We start from the raw sequence: 16,887 nt of genomic DNA on the forward strand, positions 1-16,887 counted from the left end.
CGAGCAGATCCCTCTGAGCGCCCCGACCGGCAAGCTGAGCGCTCGACCGGCAAGCCCTTCGTCAACCAACCCGCCCAGCCCCGCACCGCCACGGACGACCGCGTACCCTGCGCCTGCACCTGCGCCCGTGCCGGCTTCCGGCTCCGCGCTCGTGGAAATCGGCGAGACCGCCGCCCTGGCGGCCGCGGGCCACGGCATGGCCCCGGGCTCCTGCCCGCGTGCAGAACCTGCGCCTCGACGGCGCGACCCGCCTGCCACCGCACGAGGCCGAGACCGCCGCCCCCGCCGCTACAGGAGCCCGAGGCCGCCGGACTCGTCCTGGGCGGACGCGCTCAAGGCAACACCCTGCAGCGGAGCACGTCGCCGCAGCAACCGCGCGATCCGTGGCCCGAAGGACGGGAACCGGCGACCGCCACAAGGCTTCGACAACGATCGCACCATCCCTTCGCGGCCGCCTCGCCCCCGGGGCCCATCTGCCGCCGGCGGCCCCGGCACGGGGTCCGGCGGGGGCGGCCCGCGTGGCCGTCACTCTCCCGGGATGAGCCCGAGCTCCGCGCAGGCATCCGACACCTCGGGGACGCAGATCTGCTCCACCGTGTAGAGGCCGTCCCTGACGACGGTCTCCTCGATGTTGTCCTTGGTCAGAGCGATGACCGGGATGTACACCGTCGGCACCGACTTCTCGGTGGGCGTGGCGATGTCCGTGTGCGCGGCGGCGCCGAGCCCCATGCGCCGGGCCAGCAGAATGGCCATCTCGGCGGCCGCGTCCGCCTCCGGCGCGTACTGCTTGTACACGGTCATGTACTGCTCGCCCGCGACGATGCGCTGCACCGCGGCCAGCTCCGCGTCCTGCCCGGTGACAGGCGGGAGGTCGGTGACTCCGGCGGACTTCAGCGCCGTGATCACGCCGCCCGCCATGCCGTCGTTGGCGGAGTAGACACCGATGACGGTGTCCTTGCCGAGCGTGGCGATCGCGGCCTCCATGTTGGCCTGCGCGTTCTCCGGCTTCCAGTCCTGGGTGTCGTACTCCATGCCCACCTCGACCTTGCCGTCGAGTTCGGCGTGGGCACCCTCCTTGAACAGGGCGGCGTTGGGGTCGGTCGGCGAGCCGTTCATCATCACGATCTTGCCCCCCGGCACACCGGCCCCCGAACCGCTGCCCTTGAGAGCCTCCAGCAGGGCCCTGCCCTGGATATGCCCGACCTCGTCGTTGTCGAAGGAGACATAGCCGTCGATCGGGCCCTCGGCGAGGCGGTCGAACGCCACGACGGGGACGCCGGCCTCGTCGGCCTTCTCGATCGCGCCGGCGATGGCCTTGGCATCCACCGCATCCACGATCAGCACATCGACACCGCCCTCCACCATCGACTCGAGCTGCTGCGCCTGCAGGGAGGCGTCGTTGCGGGCATTGGCGTAGCGGACCGTGCCCTTGTTGTTGGTGAGACGGGCTATACGCTCCTCGATGACCGGTTTGTCGAACTGCTCGTAGCGGGCGGCCTGGTTCTCCGGGAGGAGCAGTCCGACGACGATGTCGTCACTCAGCCTCACGCCCGGCTCTCCCTCGGCCCCGCAGCCAGCGAGGGGTACGAGCACGGCGGTGGCGGCGGCCGCGAGGGCGGCACGACGCAGATGTGCGTTCATTGGTTGAATCCAACCTCCCTGACAGGCTGCACCATTTACAGCCAAGGTGGCCGAAATCCAACTGGTCAGGCCGAACAACGTCAAGAGGCGCCCGGTCAACGTAACGGCAACGTGATTCCCTGTAACCACGCATTCAAGCAGTTACGCACAGAACGAGGCACGCCGAGCACCTGCCCCGGGAACAGCAACCAATCCGCCACACCCGCTCCCCCACCCGGCACCGACACACCACCAACCCCACCCCCTCGCCACCCGCACCCGAGTGGCCTCCCCCGAGACCACCCGCACCATCACGCCCACCCTCGGCCGGCCCCCCGCGGACACACCGACGGACCTCGCCCCGACTGCGCCTCCACTCGGTGAGCGGCGCGGGCGCACCGGTGCGGCCGCCGGGTCCGGGAGCAGTGCGCACCCGAGGGACCCCGTGCAGTGCGAGTAGGCCCAAGTCGAGCCCCACACCCACGACGCCGGCACCCACCCGTGTGCACGATCGGCGGTACTCAGGCGTCGTGGCCCGCAAACGATGCGACGGGGCCACGAGCGATCCGACGGGCGGAACCCTCGCCCATTCGCCCCTGAGGCACCATCACTTTCTCCGTGGCGCATCCATCGTCGTGACCTGCGGCAATGCGAACAAAAGCACCCGTGAGCAGCCCAACCGGGCGAAGCTCGCGCGCCCCGCTCACGTTGCGATGATCACACTCCGGGGTTTGCCTCGTCAGAGGAAAGCACAGCACAGGCGCCGCGCAGACAAACGGCCAGGGAAGGTTTCCCGAAGGAGAAAGAATGCGTCTCGCACACGTTGGCCCCCAGGTCGCCCTGATCATCGGCGCCCTCGCTCTATCCGCCCCCGCCGCCATGGCCGCCTCGTCGGAACCGGCCATCGGCAAGTCCACCGCCGACGTCGAGCTCAGCCCGCGGAAGGCCTCTCCCGGCAGGACAGTCACTGTCACCACGTCCGCCTGCGGCAAGGAGACCTACGGCAAGGGCGAGTCGGAGGCGGGCGGGAAGTTCCACCTCCTGGCGGGCGACCGGAAGGGTGTTCTGGTGGGCACGTTCAAGGTGCCCGAGAACGCCACTTCCGGCACGGACACCGTGACCCTCAAGTGCCCGCCTCGGATCAAGCAGACCGTCACGTACCAGATCGTCGATCGCCCCAAGGGCGGCATCGACGCGGGGCGCGGCTGGGCCGCCGGAGCCGGTCAACTGGACGACCCTGGCTCCCGGCTCGCTCTGGGCGGGCTGCTGCTCGGCGGAGCCGTCGCCGGCGGAGTGACCACATGGCGCCGACGCTCCACAGACACGCGGACAGCTGCCTGATCAAACGTTGACCCTCAGCACCCGCCGGTGGGACGACGCTGCCCCGGGCGTCCGCACACCCGGCCGTGACCGCCTCCGCCCCCCGTAATAGGGCCTCGCCTCCCGGGGGCTCCCCGGCCCTCGCGAAGGCATCGTCTCGATCCGCCGATGCATCCGGCTCGACGAGGACGAGACCCGCGCCGCAGCAGGGCTCCTCGGCGCCGACGAACGGGCTGCCGTCTTGGCAGCGCCCGTCGCCTCAGGCCTGCCTCCTTCCCATCCACCCGGTCGAAAGCCGGATGGCGTCGCGCGCGTTGCGCCGCACGCGGTGCTCGCCGTGTCGGTGGAGCTGTGGCGGATGTCCATCGGAGCCCAGGTCACCGGGAACCTCGCGAGGTTCCCGGTGACGGCGGAGCCTGGCCCTCGGCCAGCGGCGGGCTGGGAGGCATCGGGCTCGGGCCCGGTACTCCCGCCCGGTTCCGTCACGGCCAGCCCTGCTCCACCTTGGAGGGGGCGGTGTTCCAGCTCTTGGGGATGAACGTGATGACGTAGGTTCCGCGGTCGAAGTCGGTGTACCCGGCGGACCAATTCCGGAACGTGCTCTCGTATACGCGCATGGGGCCCACGTCGCTGCTGGGCGCGTGATAGTGGTTGGCGTGGGTCCAGACGGTCTTGTCGGCATCCGCTTCGGTCTGAGCCCCGAACCAGCCGTAGTCGAAGTTGACCCATCGTTCGCCAGGCTTCGCGGGACTGCGCGGGACGTTCCTGTCACCCGACATGTCGACGAGGCCCGTATCCGGGTCGGGGCGGAAGGCCTCCGGGTCGCCGAACATCCTCTTCTCGGGCGATGCCCACCAGCTCTGGCCGCTCCAGAAGTGCTTCGAGTAGATCACCGCCTTCATCCTTGACGGGTCGTGATCTCCTCCGCTCCTGTCCTTGAAGGACGGCGTGTCCCTCAGCGCCGAATAGAAGTTCGAGCGACTGCTCTCGTGGAGCAGATCGTCATTCCTGCTCTCCAGCTCCTTCTTGAGGTTCTCGATGTAGGCGCCCTCGTCGTGGGCGTTTTCGAGAGCCTTGTTCATGATGGACGCCACGTCGCGAGCCCGCTTGAATCCCTTCTCCTCGTCGAAGCTGCCCTTGGCGATGCGCCCCTCGAACTCGGCCTGTGTCTCGTTGGGCCGGGGCCTGGAGTTCTGCAGGTCGTTCTGGTACTTCTTCTCGTCGAAGAACGCGAATGCCAGCCTGTTCGTCGGGTAGGGGCCGGAATTGACCCATGTGATGCCGACGCAACCGTAGGACAGCTGCTCTCGCTGCTCTTCGGTCATCTGCCGTATCCTGCCGTCGCGGTGGCTGTAGGCCTGCTGCCACTTGCGTATGTAGTTGTTGACGACTGTGGTGGCCCTGCCTCCGTAGGCGCGGTACGCGTCGGGCATCCTGTCGAGCGGCTCGGCGGGAGGGGTTTCCATGCCGGAGCTTCGGGAGAACGCGTCGGCGCTCGGCGGCAGCCCTGCCGGGGACTTGCCGGGCCGGCCCAGGTACAGAGCCCTTTCGTTCAGAGCGTTGATGTTCTCGACATCAGCCGCCGTCAGGCCATGCGTCTCGGCATAGGATCCCTTCCTTCCCTCGTCACCGCCGCCTTCGGCCGGACTGCCCGACGGCATGAACCCGGTGGCGCACACGATCGCGCCCAAAGCGGTGAATGCGAGAAAGCTCTGACGTTTGTTCATGAAAATCTTTGACTCCTTTGTCGTGTGATTCATGAGACGAGGGCATACCGGGGCCCGAACCCGACGGAGGGTTTCGGCGAGCTCTCGCTCAGGGCCTCGGACGCACCGTCCTGCGTCGGCTCCGGCCACGGCGGGAGCCCCGGCGCCGCCGTGGAAGACGGCGGGCGGTGGGTGCGGGCGAAGGCCGCGATGCGGTCGCCGCCCGTCGTCACCGTGCTGGTCGCCGGGCGGCCCGAGTTCGACTCGGTGCCCCGCTTCCGGGCCGGCAGCCCCGGGCGGTCGAGGTCGGTCGGCTCACTGCACGAGGGGCGTCGCCGAGGCGACGACGCGGGCCCGGTCCGGGTGACCGGGGTCGTCGCAGCGGCCCTCGACACGCGGGGGAGCACAGGAAACCGGTGTCGGCCAGACGGACCTGGCCCGGGTGATCGACCGTGCGCACGGCGACGTCCGTGTCGAGGAAGGCGCCGGACTCACCCGTGGCCGGCGCGTACACGAAGAGCCTGCCGCCCTCGAACGCGTGCTGCCCGGCGTTGTCCGTCAGGACCAGAGACCAGAGCCCCGCACAGTGGCGCGCGGGGCACATCCACATCAGCCGGAAGCCGACTCGCAGGCCGTGCAGTCCCATCCGGTGGAAGGGGTTGGCGTCGTCCGCCTCGACCATGGCGGCGGTCTGCGGGGCGGCCGCGTGGGCTCTCTGGGGGAGGCTGGGCGAGGACCGCGGTCACGGCGACGGCGGTGAGCGCGCGGACAGTGGTTCGACGTATCACGTCTCGAGCTCCTGGATGAGTGATCAGGTTGCTACGAGTGGTGATCGTCTCTGCACGCTGATTCCCCGGCAACACCAGGGCCTCACATTCGGCCACTCCGGCATGAAGAACGATATCTGGCCGTTTATCCGAGCCGGACGAGCATGAAGGGAGGAGTCGGTACGGCAGCGTTCCTCCGCTCCTGGCAAGCGGCGCGTGGCGAGGACTTTGGCGAGGTTGTCGGGAACCCCACGGTGCCGTGGACGGGATCGTGGGCGATCGGCATGCAGAGCGACCCTTCGCCCACGTGGAATCGCAGGTCAAGCGATGGGTGTGAGACTGCGGAGCAGGCCCTCCGCCCGCGCGGTCGGTGACGGGTCGACGTGTGCTCGGCGGGATCCAGTCGCATCGAGAGCCGCCTGTGTGAGAGGCCCCTGCCGAAGCGCCGGCCGGCGACCCACCTGATCGCGCCGCCTCCGGGCCTTCGCACCGCCACGCGTTGTGTTTCCGGCGGCGCTTGCGGTGCACCGGGCTCCGGGAGAGGGAGACGAGGGCGCCGCGGGGTTCGGTGCGGCGTGCCCGGCAAGAGGGCGAGACGTTCGAACCGTCGGACGAGGGCGACCGTCTGCTCGACGACACGGCCGAGTTCGCCCCCGGCCCACGGCGGATCGGTGCGCCGGATTCCGCTCCTGCCCCGGGTCCGGCCCGCTCGACGCCCCCTCCTCCGAGCCGGCAGGCCCGGCGGATCCCCTGCCCCTGCGGCTTCCGGATGGCGTCCCGCCGAATGGTGCAGCCGGTCAGGCTGACGGATTCCCCAGGTCGCGACCCGAAACGCACTCGCCGGATGTCCTGTTGAGGCCCGCCGGGCCGGGAGCAGCGGTGATGGCACGTCGGCCGGCAGCGGCTCGTACCGGACGCCTCCGGAGCGGAGGCGACGGACCCCGTGCGCTCGGCGAGGAGGAGCGGGAGCAGGCGGCGCTGATGATCCGGGAGGGCGACAACGCCGCGGCGACCGCCCTGTGGGACGCCATCGGTGGTGGGGAGGGCCTGGCGCGGGCGAATCCGCGCCTGGGGCTGGAGGAGACATCCCCCGGAGCCGACGGGTTGTGGGGGCTGACCGAGACCACCGCGTCCGACCAGCTGCGTCTGCTGAGGGCCGTGTTCCCCGACGACCCGCCGCTCTCACCGGCCTCCCGTGACAGTCCGGGGAACTCGTGGGCGGCAGAGTCGCGGATCGGGACTGGGGTGTTCCGGCCGCCGCGTCCGGTGGCGGCGCCTGGTGAAAGAACGGCAGGCCGCCCTGGAGCGGGACCGGGCTCTGGGTGATCAACAGCATCGGCATCGCCGAGCACGGGGCCGCCGCTGCCTCGTGGCGGTCCTCAGCGACGACCAGCCCAGCCGGTCGGCCGGGATCTCTCTGGTCGAGACCCTGGCGCAGCAGGCCGTGGCCCTGCTGGCGCCGGACATGGCGCCCTCCCCCCGGCGGTAGGCGTCGGGTCGTCGGCGTTCGGGAGGCCGGGGACGTCCGCGCCCCGGCCGTGGCTGCGGCCGGGTGGCTGCCTCGCCGCTCCGGTCCGGGCGGTTCCCGCGCGGCGGGGTCCCGGGGTGGGTGGAGGCGCGGGTCGACGGTCGGCCCCGACGCGGTGCCGAACGTCCGGCGCGCCTCAGGTGCGGGGCTCCAGCACCTCCAGGTCGCCGGTGTCGGTGTCGTAGCTGCGCAAAGTGGTGAGCCGGGCCGACAGCGGCGACGCCGGCAGCAGCTCGGGGACTCGCCGGTCGGCGAAGGCGCCGGGCCGCTGACTCCGGCCGAGGGTGATGTGCGGGCTCCAGCGTCCGGGTGCGTGCAAGGGGTTGAGGGTCTCGGGCCGGCTGTCCGAGGCGACCGCCTCCCAGACGCGACGGTGCAGGCCGGTCAGCGCAGGCTCCCGGTCCAGTCCCCAGGCCAGCACGGACGTAGGCCGCTCGAAACGGACCAGGCCGGTGAGGTGCACCGGCAGCGGGAGGGCGGCGACCACCTCGGCGAGCCCCCAGCGGATCGGGGTGGTCAGCTCCGGGCAGGAGGCAAGGGTGAGGTGTGGGCTGTTCGTCGACGAGCGGTGCCGTGCCTGGCTGGGCAGCCCCGCATCCGCGAGCCGGCGCCACGCCTCCCGAACCGCCAGCTCCGCCTCCTCGTCCAGCAGAAGCTCGACCGTGCGCACCTGGGCAGCCTACCGCCGTGGCGGGCAGGCGGGTACGACCCGGGTTGCCGGCCGTCGTCCTCGCCGCGGACAGCGACGGGGCGGTACCCGCGGCCGGCGCTTCTCCATCGCGGGCCGGGGGGCCGGCCCCCCGGCCCGTGACGGATGCGCCGAGACCCCGGCACCGCGGGCGGGCGTGGTGGTGCGCCTCCCCTGCTCCCCGCGAGCAGGCGGGGGCCCCTGGGGGCCGGTGGGGAGGACGGTGCCCTGGGCCGAGGTCCGGCCCGCCGGCCGCCGTCGACACCACCGATGCCGCGAGCGCAAGGCTTCCCCTCCTGGAAGTGACGCCCCCTGAGGTCGTGCCTCCCGATGCTTCCCACCCGGATCTGCCGCCGCGCCCGTCCCGCCCCCGGAACGCGGGACGTCCGGCGAGACCGCCCTGCCGTCGCACGGCCGTCCCTCTTCGGGGGCGGGACGGGCGCGGCGGCGCGGTATGACGGGTTGCGTTCTTCTATGGTGCCTGTGCCGCTGTCGCGATCCTCCCGTGCACGGGCCGTGTCGGCGCCGAGCGGACGGCCGGTGAGCCGGGGCCGACGTGCAGGGAGCGCGCGATGACAGTTCCGACCAGCCCGGCGGCCGGTGAGTATCCCGAGCACCGGTGGCGGGCCCTCACGGGCATCTGCCTGGCGGCGACGCTGGTGTGGCTGGGCTTCGCGGACTTCGCGGTCGCCATCCCGACCATCGCGCGGGAGATTCCGGCCACGCTGCCGCAGCTGCAGTGGGCGAACAACGCCTTCGGTCTGGCGACGGGTGTGCTCGTCCTGGCGGCCGGGCGCCTGTGCGACGCGTACGGCCAGCGCCGGATGCTGGAGCTCGGGCTCGTGGGCATGTCGGTCTTCTCGCTCGTCTCTCTGTTCGTTCCGGGGTACACGGGTCTGGTGGTGGGCCGTGGGCTGATGGGGGCGGCAGCGGCGTTCGTGCTCCCGGCCACCCTGTCCCTGATCCCGGCGCTGTTCCCGCCGGCCGAGCAGCCTCGGGCGTTCGGTGCCTGGATGGGAGCGACCTGGTTCGGGCAGGCGGCCGGGCCGGCCGCGGGCGGGCTGCTCACGGTCCTCCTCGGCTGGCGGTCGATCTTCTGGATCACGGTTCCGCTGGGGCTGGCTGCGCTGTGGCTGGTGCGGCGGAACGTGCTCGAGGTGCGGGACGCCGAGGCCTCCCGGCGGGTGGACGTCCCCGGGGTGCTGACCAGCGGGGCGGCATTCTTCCTGCTCATCTACGGCTGCACGCTGGGGCAGGAGCGCGGGTTCGACGACCCGCTGATCCTGGCGATGCTCGGTGCGGCAGTGGTCCTCGGTACGGCGTTCGTCCTCATCCAGAGGCGGGTGGCCGAGCCGCTGCTCGACCTCGTGCTGTTCTCCTATCCCTCGTTCCGGGGCTCGCTGTTGGCGAACACGACGATGAACGCGGTGTTCGCCGGTGTCGTCTTCCTGCTGGCCGTCTACTTCCAGGACGTGGCGGGCTACTCGGTGTTCGCCACGGGGCTGCTCCTGCTGCCGGCCAGCGCGACGGTCCTGCTGTTCATCCCGGTGGGCGGCATGTTCGAATCCCGGTACGGCCCGCGGCTCCCCGTCGCGACGGGGCTGGTGTGCCTGGGGGCGGGGGCCTTGGTGGCGGGCCAGGTCGCGCACGGTGCGGGGTTCGGTGTCGTCGTCACGGGCCAGGTGCTGGCGGGCATGGGCCTGGGTGTGCTGTCCGTCCCGATGTCGCGTGCCCTGGTCGCGGGGCCTCCGATCCGGCTCGCGGGCACGGCGTCGGGGGTGTTCAAGGAATCCAGCATGATCGGGAGCGCCCTGGGCGTAGCGGTGTTCTCCGTGGCGCAGCGCCTGTTCGAGGACGACACGGCCGTGGACACCGCCCGTGGGCAGGGCCTGTCCGAGGCGGACTCCGAGAAGCTCGCGAACGCTGTCACCGACTCCGCCGCTGCGGACGCCTTGCTGTCGGGGGTCTCCTCGGCGACCCGGGAAACCATCCGGACCGTTCTGCGCGACGTGCAGGAAACGGGGACCGGGGATGCGATCCGGGTGGCCGGGCTGGTGGCCGTCGCCGCCGGGCTGGCCCTCCCGCTGGTCTGGCGCCCCTACCGGCGGCACAGCACTCCGTCCTAGCGGGAGCACGCCGCACGCCTCCGGGGCCCCGCGTCCGGACGTGTCCGCCTCGCCCCGGGCGGCGTGGCGAGCAGGCCCCGGGTGCGGACCGCCTCGTCGACCGAGCGCCGGCAGCGACCCGCACCACCGCAGCCTGTTCACCAGTCCGACCGGTCGGTATGATCGGCGCCCCGTCAGGTCACCGAAGGGATGCTCGGCATGGACGAGGTGTACGGCACATGCACGGACCGCTTCGCCGAGGTCCGTTCGGCCTTCCAGGAGAACTTCCGCGTCGCGGGCGAGGTGGGCGCCGCCGTGGCCGTGTCGGTGGACGGCGTGGTCGCCGTGGACCTGTGGGGCGGCTGGACGGACGCCGCCCGCACCCGGCCGTGGCAGCGCGACACCCTGGTGAACGTCTGGTCCACCACCAAAGGGGTCACCGCTCTCGTCGCCCATCTGCTCGTGGAGGCCGGCCGGTTGGACCTGGACGCCCCGGTGGCGCACTACTGGCCCGAGTTCGCGGCGGCCGGCAAGGAGAAGGTGCTGGTGCGCCACCTCCTCTCGCACCGCTCCGGGCTGTGCGGCCTGCGGGACCCCCTCACGGTGGAGGACCTGTACGACCGGGAGTCGACGACCCGTCGACTGGCCGCCGCCGAGCCCTGGTGGGAGCCGGGCACCCGCTCCGGCTACCACGCGCTCACCTACGGCTTCCTGGTCGGCGAGGTGATACGCCGGGTGACCGGCCTGAGCACCGGCAGGTGGCTGGCCGACCACGTCACCGGCCCCCGCGGTATCGACTTCGCGATCGGCCTGTCCGCGGCGCAGGACCACCGGGTGGCCGAGCTCCTCCCCCTCCCCACCGAGGCCGGCACCCCCGTGGAGCAGCCACCTCCCGGCGCGCTGCATCCGGCCGCCATGGCGGCGCTGGCCAATCCCCTCGTCGGGCCGAGTGAGGCGAACTCCGCCGCCTGGCGCCGCGCGGACCTGCCCGCCGCCAACGGCCACGGCACGGCGCGGGCCGTGGCAGCGCTGTACGGGATGCTGGCCGGGGGCCCCGGCGGCCTGTCGGGGGAATCCGTCGAGCGGGTCCGCGAGGGCCAGGGAGCCTGCACCGACCTCGTCCTGGGACCCGTCGTGGGGCCGGGGACCGAGTGCGGCCTCGGCTGCTGGCTGAGCGGGGACCGGGGCTGGTACGGCCCGAACCCTCGCGCATTCGGCCACGACGGCCTCGGCGGTTCCTTCGGCCTCGCCGACCCGGAAGCGGGCATCGGCGTCGGCTACGTGATGAACGGCATGGGCACCCGCCTCGTCGACGACTTCCGCAAGCGGGCACTGGTGGACGCGGTGTACGCGAGCCTGTGAGGGGGGCGGCGGGGGCACGGCCCCGGCGCTGCCGGCGAGGGCCCGCCCCCGGACCCTCGGCCCCGGAGGAGCGCCCCGCGGACCCCCTCCACGCCCCCCGTAGCGCCGGGCCGTTCGGCCGCCGGGTGCGCAGGGGCCGCCGCCGGGCCCGGCCAGCGGAACCCGAGTGCGGCCCGACGCCGACGACTCCCGCGGGCCCGCTCCGCGACCGCCGAGGGGGCGGCCGGCAGGGCGCCCGAAATACACCTGTACACCACACGGGAATTGTGCTGCCATGTTCATGTCAGACTGCTCTGTGCGGCTGCTCCCCCGTGGTGTGCCACGAGACGCGGCAGATGCCGTGCCTCCTCGGCAGCACGGCGAGCTCCGCACCGGGCGTGCGGACCTCGCCCGGCATCCCCACCGGCCGGAGAAGGGCCTGCGGACGCAGCCGGTCCGCGCGGGGTCCACCCCCACCCCCCGAGGAGAAGCCATGGGACTCAGATCCGCGCTCTCACGTGTGCCGACGACGGCTGCAGCCGCCCTGGCGCTGGCCGGACTGGCGGCGGCGCCCGCTTCGGCCGCCGGTACGGTCGTCGGCCTGGACTGCCAGGCCAAACCCCCCGTCGGCTCTGCCCAGACCTTCGACCTCGACGCCGAGGTCGAAGCCACCGCTCCGGCATCCGTCGCCTCCGGCGACTCCTTCACCGTCACCCTGGCGACCCAGCAGATGACCGTGCCGAGCTCCGTGGGCGGCTACACGGTCAAGTCACTGAAGAACATCAAGCTCACCGCGCCCGTCCCGGAGAACGCCACGCTGAACGGTGTGACCCTGTCCGGCGGTTCCGGCACCGGCCCGGGCAAACCCACCGTCTCCGTCAGCGGCGGCACCATCGTCCTGACGGTGCCCGGCGCGATCAACGGCGGTGCCGACTTCACCCTGCCCGCCCTGAGGCTCGACCTCACGGCCGGCCCCTCCGGCGGCACCGTCGAGACGCGACTCTCCGGGACCGGCTACGACGACCCCGGGCTCACCTTCACCGCGAGCGTGCCGATCCTCTTCGTCACGGTCAACGTACCCACCTCCTGCTTCCCGTCCCCCAACCCGGTCCTCAGCTCCACGTCCATCACCTGACACCGGCCGCCGCAACGGCACTCGGCACGCGGGCCGCAGCGCGCAGGGACGCCCCACGGCTGCCGGCCCCACCGCGCCACCCCGCCCGGACCGCCACCCGGCGGTCCGGGCACCCGGCCCCGAGGACGGACACCGCGCCCAAGTCGCACGCGGCGGCGATCCCGGCGAACGACCCGGCCTCCCGGTCGGTTCGAAGCTGCCCCCGAGGCGCCTCAGCGCCGGTGGGCCGGCGGGCGGCCCCCACCCACTGCCACGGGAGCGGGGCTCCCGCGTCCGAGCCCGGCGGTCGGTGATCGCCTCCGGCCGGACCGGATCGGCACGCGCCCGGCAGGAGTGAGGCCGCCACCGCCGTCATCCGGATGGTCGAGGAGCGGCCACGCAGCGGTCGGCACCCCGCCCCACGCTCAGGCCGACGGCGACGCCTCCCATGCGCGCAGGCCCGCCCGCACGCCGTCAGCGCACCGGCTGGTTCACCCGCTCGACCCGCTGGGTGCCCTTGCGGGTCCGGTAGGAGCGGATCCAGCTGGCCGTCGCGTCGGCCTTCGTCCGGTCGGACAGGACGTAGTAGTCCATCTGCGAGCGTTCGGCCGTCACATCGAGGACCCCGTAGCCGTGGCCGTCCAGGTCGGCCCACTTCACATGGCGGTTGGCCAGCCTGATGGCGGAACTCGCGACCAGTGAGACCGTGCCGGGGGCGACGTGCAGGACGTCGTCCAGGTTCTCGGTGGTCACCGAGGCCACCACGAACTCGGTGGCGGCCGACGCGGAGAACGGGTACGTCGCCGCCTTCACCGGGACGTCGTTCGCCCAGGCCGTGTGGACGTCGCCGGTCAGGAACACGGTGTTCTCGACGCCCCGGCGGGTCAGGTGGTCGAGCAGCTCCCTCCGGTCGTCCGTGTAGCCGTCCCACTGGTCCACGTTGACCGCGAGACCTTCCCGGGGAAGGCCCAGCACCTCGATGAGCGGCCGGAGCAGATGGGCCGGAAGCGAGCCGAAGGCGATCGGTGAGATCATCACCGACGTGCCCACCAGCTTCCAGGTGGCGTCCGAGGACGCCAGGCCCGCCTTCAGCCAGTCGAGCTGGGCCCGTCCGGTGATCGTACGGTCCGGGTCGTCGACCTTGCCGCTGCCCACGGACGCCGGCTGCGAGCGGAACGAGCGCAGGTCCAGCAGGTGCAGATCGGCCAGCTTGCCGAAGCGCAGGCGGCGGTAGACGGTGCCCTCGGTGGCGGGGCGTACGGGCATCCACTCGAAGTAGGCCTGCTTGGCGGCTGCAGCGCGGTCGGCGTAGTCGCCCTCGGCACCGGGGGTGTGGTTCTCGGCGCCGCCCGACCAGTTGTTGTTCGCGATCTCGTGGTCGTCCCAGATCGCGATGACCGGGTGGGCGGCATGCATCGCCTGGAGGTCCGAATCCGTCCTGTACGTGGCATGCCGCAGGCGGTAGTCGGAGAGCGTCAGGATCTCGTGCCGGGGCTCGTGCCGCCGTACCACGTACCTCTCGTCAGGGAGGTGACCCGTCCCGTACTCGTAGATGTAGTCACCGAGGTGGACGACGGCGTCGAGGTCGGCGCGGGCGGCCAGGTGCCGGTAGGCGGCGAAGTACCCGGACTCCCAGTTGGCGCAGGAGACCACGCCGAACCGCAGGCCGGGAGCGGAGGAGTCGGCGGCGGGAGCCGTGCGGGTGCGGCCCACGGGGGAGACCGCGGCGCCGGAGGTGAACCGGTAGTAGTAGGTGCCCGCCGGCCTGAGGCCCCGTACGTCCGCCTTGACCGTGTGGTCGCCGGCGGCCGTCGCGGTGGTCCGGCCCCGGGCCACGACACGGGTGAATCCCCGGTCCTCCGCCACTTCCCAGTCCACGTCGGTGTCCGGGCCACTGCCGGAACCGGGCACGGAGTCCGGGGTCGGGGTGACCCGGGTCCACAGGAGCACGCCCTCGGGAAGCGGGTCCCCGGAGGCGACTCCGTGGAGGAACACGTCAGCCGGTTCGGCTGCGAGGGCAGGGAAGGCGGAAGTGGTGCCGGCCATGACAGACCCGGCGATCGCGGTGCCGGCAGCGGCCTTGACGACAGTCCGGCGGCTCGTGGAGGTGCTGGCTCTGTTGGTCACGTCCGGGGAGGCTACTGACTGGTCATGCCGACCGTTAGGCGCTTTTCGGCGAGTTCGCGCTCCCGTCGCGCGGTGTGTCACACCCTGGCGACGTGCGCACAGCCGACCTCACGGAACACACCGCGGGCCCCGGACCGCGCACGGCCGGGGCCATGCCTCGCCCTGCCGGCTCCGGCTCTTCGTCGCTCCGTGGTACAGCGCCTCCTGCCGAGGACGCCGGACGGACCCGGCAGGGGCCGCTCCGGCTGCGGGCGCGCTGCCCCGCCCGGCCGCCGCAGCACCACCGCACCCCCGGTCACTGCCCGCCGTCCGCGGCGGGGCGGGGGGCGTGACGGTCCAGGACCCCGAGGAAGGCACGCAGAGCCGGTGTGGGGTTGAAGTCGCTCCAGACGAGGTACTCCACGCGGCGCGGACCGTCGGTGACGGGGACCGTGACCAGCCCGGGGCCGGCAGGACGGGCGAACATCCGGGGCAGGAGCGTGACGGCCAGCCCCCGGCGGACGAGCCGCAGGAGCAGCTCGACGGCGGAGGCCTCGAAGGCGACCTCGCGCTGCAGCCCGGCGGCGGCGAAGGCCATGTCGCTCTGCGTACGGCCGGGTGAGCCGGTGGGGAAGTCCGCGAAGGTCTCCTCGGCGAGCCGTGCCAGCGGGATCAGGGGCTGCCCGGCGAGGGGGTGGTCGGCCGGCAGGACCGCGACGGAGCGGTCGCGGGCCAGCTCCCGCACCTGCACTCCGCGGGGCGCAACCCCCTCGGGCAGGCCGAGGAAGGCGGCGTCCAGGTCTCCGGCCGCGACCCGTGCGGTGAGGGTGTCGCTGGCGCCCGTCTGCAGGGCGATCCGGATCCGGGGGTGCCGGTCACGGACGTCCTTGAACAGGTCGGGGATGTCCACGGCGGCGACGGTCGGGATGACCCCGACGGTGAGGCGGCCGCGGACCTCGCCGGTGGCGGCGGCCGCCTCGGTGACCGCTCGTTCGGCGCAGGCGAGGGACTCGCGGGCCGCGGGGAGGAACGCCTCACCGGCCTGGGTGAGTTCGACACGGCGGCTGGTGCGCGCGAACAGCCTGAGCCCCAGTTCCCGCTCCAGCCGGGCCACTTGGTGACTGAGCGCGGACTGGACGACGAAGCACCGTTCGGCAGCCCGGGTGAAGCTGCGGGTCTCGGCCACCGCCACGACGTAGCGGAGTTGCTGCAGATCCATCCATCCATCTTGAATCACGATCGATGGAATGAAAAGCATGTCCTGGACTCATGACTGAGGGGGTTCGAGACTTGCCGGTGTGACCCAGCAGACCGCCGCACCCGGCCCTTCCACCGCGTCCCCCTCCACGGCACCCGCCGTCACCACCGCGCCCACACCACCCGACCGTTCCTCCGCCGCACCCGCCGCACCCGCCGCACCCGCCGACACGCAGACCGGCGCCGCGGCCTCCGGCGTCCACCGGCCGCCGGGCCCCACGGGGGTGCGGTCGGGTGGCGGGCGGCGGGCGGCGCTGATCGCGCTGACGGCGCTGGCTCCCGTGGCCTGGGGCACGACGTACGCCGTGACCACGGAGTTCCTGCCGCCGGACCGTCCATTGTTCGCCGCCCTGGCACGCTCGCTCCCGGCGGGACTGCTGGCGCTGGCGTGGACGCGGGTCCTGCCGGTCGGGGCGTGGTGGTGGAAGGCCGGGGTGCTGGGCGCCTTGAACATCGGGGTGTTCTTCCCGCTGCTGTTCCTCACGGCCGAGCGGCTGCCCGGCGGGGTGGGGGCGACGCTGGGCGCCGTCCAGCCGATCGTGGTGGCCGGTCTGGCGGTCGCGGTGCTGCGGGAGTCGCCGTCGTGGTGGCGGGTGGGCTGGGGCCTGGCCGGGGCCGCCGGGGTGGGGCTGGTCGTCCTCGGGCCGACGGCCGGGCTGGACGGGGCAGGAGTCGCGGCCGGGCTCGCGGGGACCGCGTCGATGGCCCTGGGCGTCACCCTGACCAAGCGGTGGGGACGGCCGCCGGGCGTGGGGGCGCTGACGCTGGCCGGTTGGCAGCTCACCGCGGGCGGACTGGTGCTGCTGCCGGTGGCCCTGGCAGTCGAGGGGATGCCACCCGCGGTCGACGCCCGCGCCGCGGCCGGATACGTCTGGCTGGGCACCGTGGGAGGCGTACTCGCCTACACACTGTGGTTCCGGGGCATCGGCCGGCTCCCGGTCACCGCCACCGCCCTGCTCGTGCTGGTCTCCCCGCTGGTCGCCGCACTGATCGGGTTCCTCGCACTCGGCGAGGGCCTCGCCCCGCTCCAGTGCGCGGGCTTCGCGCTCGCCCTGACCGCACTCGTCGCCGGGCAGGTCCCCGGCGGACGCGGGCGCAGGGAGGCCCCGGAGCGGCGACGGGAGAAGCGCACGGCACGATGAACTCCCGCCCCGGCTCCCCGCCTCCGCGTTCGGACGGGCCCTGCCCACGGAGCAGGAGGGCAGCGAAGGCGTCGACAGGCGGCCCGCCTCTCCGCGCAGAGGCGGAGAGGCGGCGGGCCCGGTGGCGGCGACGCGGCAGCGGGGCTACCTGAGCGGCCCCCGCTCGTCGACGAGCACCGCGGGCGTCGACAGG

General features: G+C 72.8%; 10 protein-coding genes. 5 read left to right on the forward strand and 5 right to left on the reverse strand.

The features are described from left to right. Positions 1 to 525: 525 nt before the first annotated feature. Positions 526 to 1,641, reverse strand: a complete 1,116-nt coding sequence (locus tag ACGF15_RS06800; protein WP_345615762.1) for a substrate-binding domain-containing protein — start codon at positions 1,639 to 1,641, stop codon at positions 526 to 528. A gap of 786 nt (positions 1,642 to 2,427) precedes the next feature. On the opposite strand from ACGF15_RS06800, the gene ACGF15_RS06805 reads away from it, so the two are divergent. Further along, positions 2,428 to 2,961, forward strand: a complete 534-nt coding sequence (locus ACGF15_RS06805; RefSeq protein ID WP_362609970.1) for a sortase — start codon at positions 2,428 to 2,430, stop codon at positions 2,959 to 2,961. Positions 2,962 to 3,422: 461 nt separating this feature from the next. On the opposite strand, the gene ACGF15_RS06810 is transcribed toward ACGF15_RS06805, so the two are convergent. Both ACGF15_RS06810 and ACGF15_RS06815 read right to left on the reverse strand, forming a co-directional pair. Further along, complete coding sequence (locus ACGF15_RS06810) at positions 3,423 to 4,700, reverse strand: protein-glutamine gamma-glutamyltransferase (protein ID WP_345615765.1); 1,278 nt, start codon at positions 4,698 to 4,700, stop codon at positions 3,423 to 3,425. A 2,377-nt stretch (positions 4,701 to 7,077) separates the two neighbouring features. Continuing rightward, entirely contained in the window at positions 7,078 to 7,611 is a 534-nt protein-coding gene (locus tag ACGF15_RS06815) for a 2'-5' RNA ligase family protein (RefSeq protein WP_392797087.1), read from the reverse strand. A gap of 590 nt (positions 7,612 to 8,201) precedes the next feature. Between ACGF15_RS06815 and ACGF15_RS06820 the strand changes: the two genes are divergently transcribed. From ACGF15_RS06820 to ACGF15_RS06830, 3 genes are all read left to right on the forward strand, one after another. Further along, on the forward strand, positions 8,202 to 9,755 hold the full coding sequence (locus ACGF15_RS06820; RefSeq protein WP_392797088.1) for an MFS transporter: 1,554 nt from the start codon (positions 8,202 to 8,204) through the stop codon (positions 9,753 to 9,755). Between the two features lie 198 nt (positions 9,756 to 9,953). Then, positions 9,954 to 11,096 carry a serine hydrolase domain-containing protein gene (locus ACGF15_RS06825; RefSeq protein WP_392797089.1) on the forward strand — a complete coding sequence of 381 codons (1,143 nt, stop codon included), beginning with the start codon at positions 9,954 to 9,956 and terminating at the stop codon, positions 11,094 to 11,096. 472 nt (positions 11,097 to 11,568) lie between these two features. Further along, positions 11,569 to 12,210 carry a cyclase gene (locus tag ACGF15_RS06830; protein WP_392797090.1) on the forward strand — a complete coding sequence of 214 codons (642 nt, stop codon included), beginning with the start codon at positions 11,569 to 11,571 and terminating at the stop codon, positions 12,208 to 12,210. A gap of 453 nt (positions 12,211 to 12,663) precedes the next feature. Here the strand turns inward: ACGF15_RS06830 and ACGF15_RS06835 are convergent, their stop codons facing one another. Beyond that, on the reverse strand, positions 12,664 to 14,316 hold the full coding sequence (locus ACGF15_RS06835) for an alkaline phosphatase D family protein (protein WP_392797091.1): 1,653 nt from the start codon (positions 14,314 to 14,316) through the stop codon (positions 12,664 to 12,666). Between the two features lie 295 nt (positions 14,317 to 14,611). Then, positions 14,612 to 15,514, reverse strand: coding sequence for a LysR family transcriptional regulator (locus ACGF15_RS06840; protein ID WP_345615771.1), 903 nt, complete (start codon positions 15,512 to 15,514; stop codon positions 14,612 to 14,614). Between the two features lie 262 nt (positions 15,515 to 15,776). Here ACGF15_RS06840 and ACGF15_RS06845 point away from each other — a divergent pair, with 262 nt between their 5' ends. After that, on the forward strand, positions 15,777 to 16,694 hold the full coding sequence (locus ACGF15_RS06845; RefSeq protein WP_392797351.1) for an EamA family transporter: 918 nt from the start codon (positions 15,777 to 15,779) through the stop codon (positions 16,692 to 16,694). Positions 16,695 to 16,887: the final 193 nt, after the last annotated feature.

Source organism: Streptomyces sp. NPDC048001 (genome assembly GCF_043203115.1).
Lineage (GTDB): Bacteria > Actinomycetota > Actinomycetes > Streptomycetales > Streptomycetaceae > Streptomyces > Streptomyces sanyensis.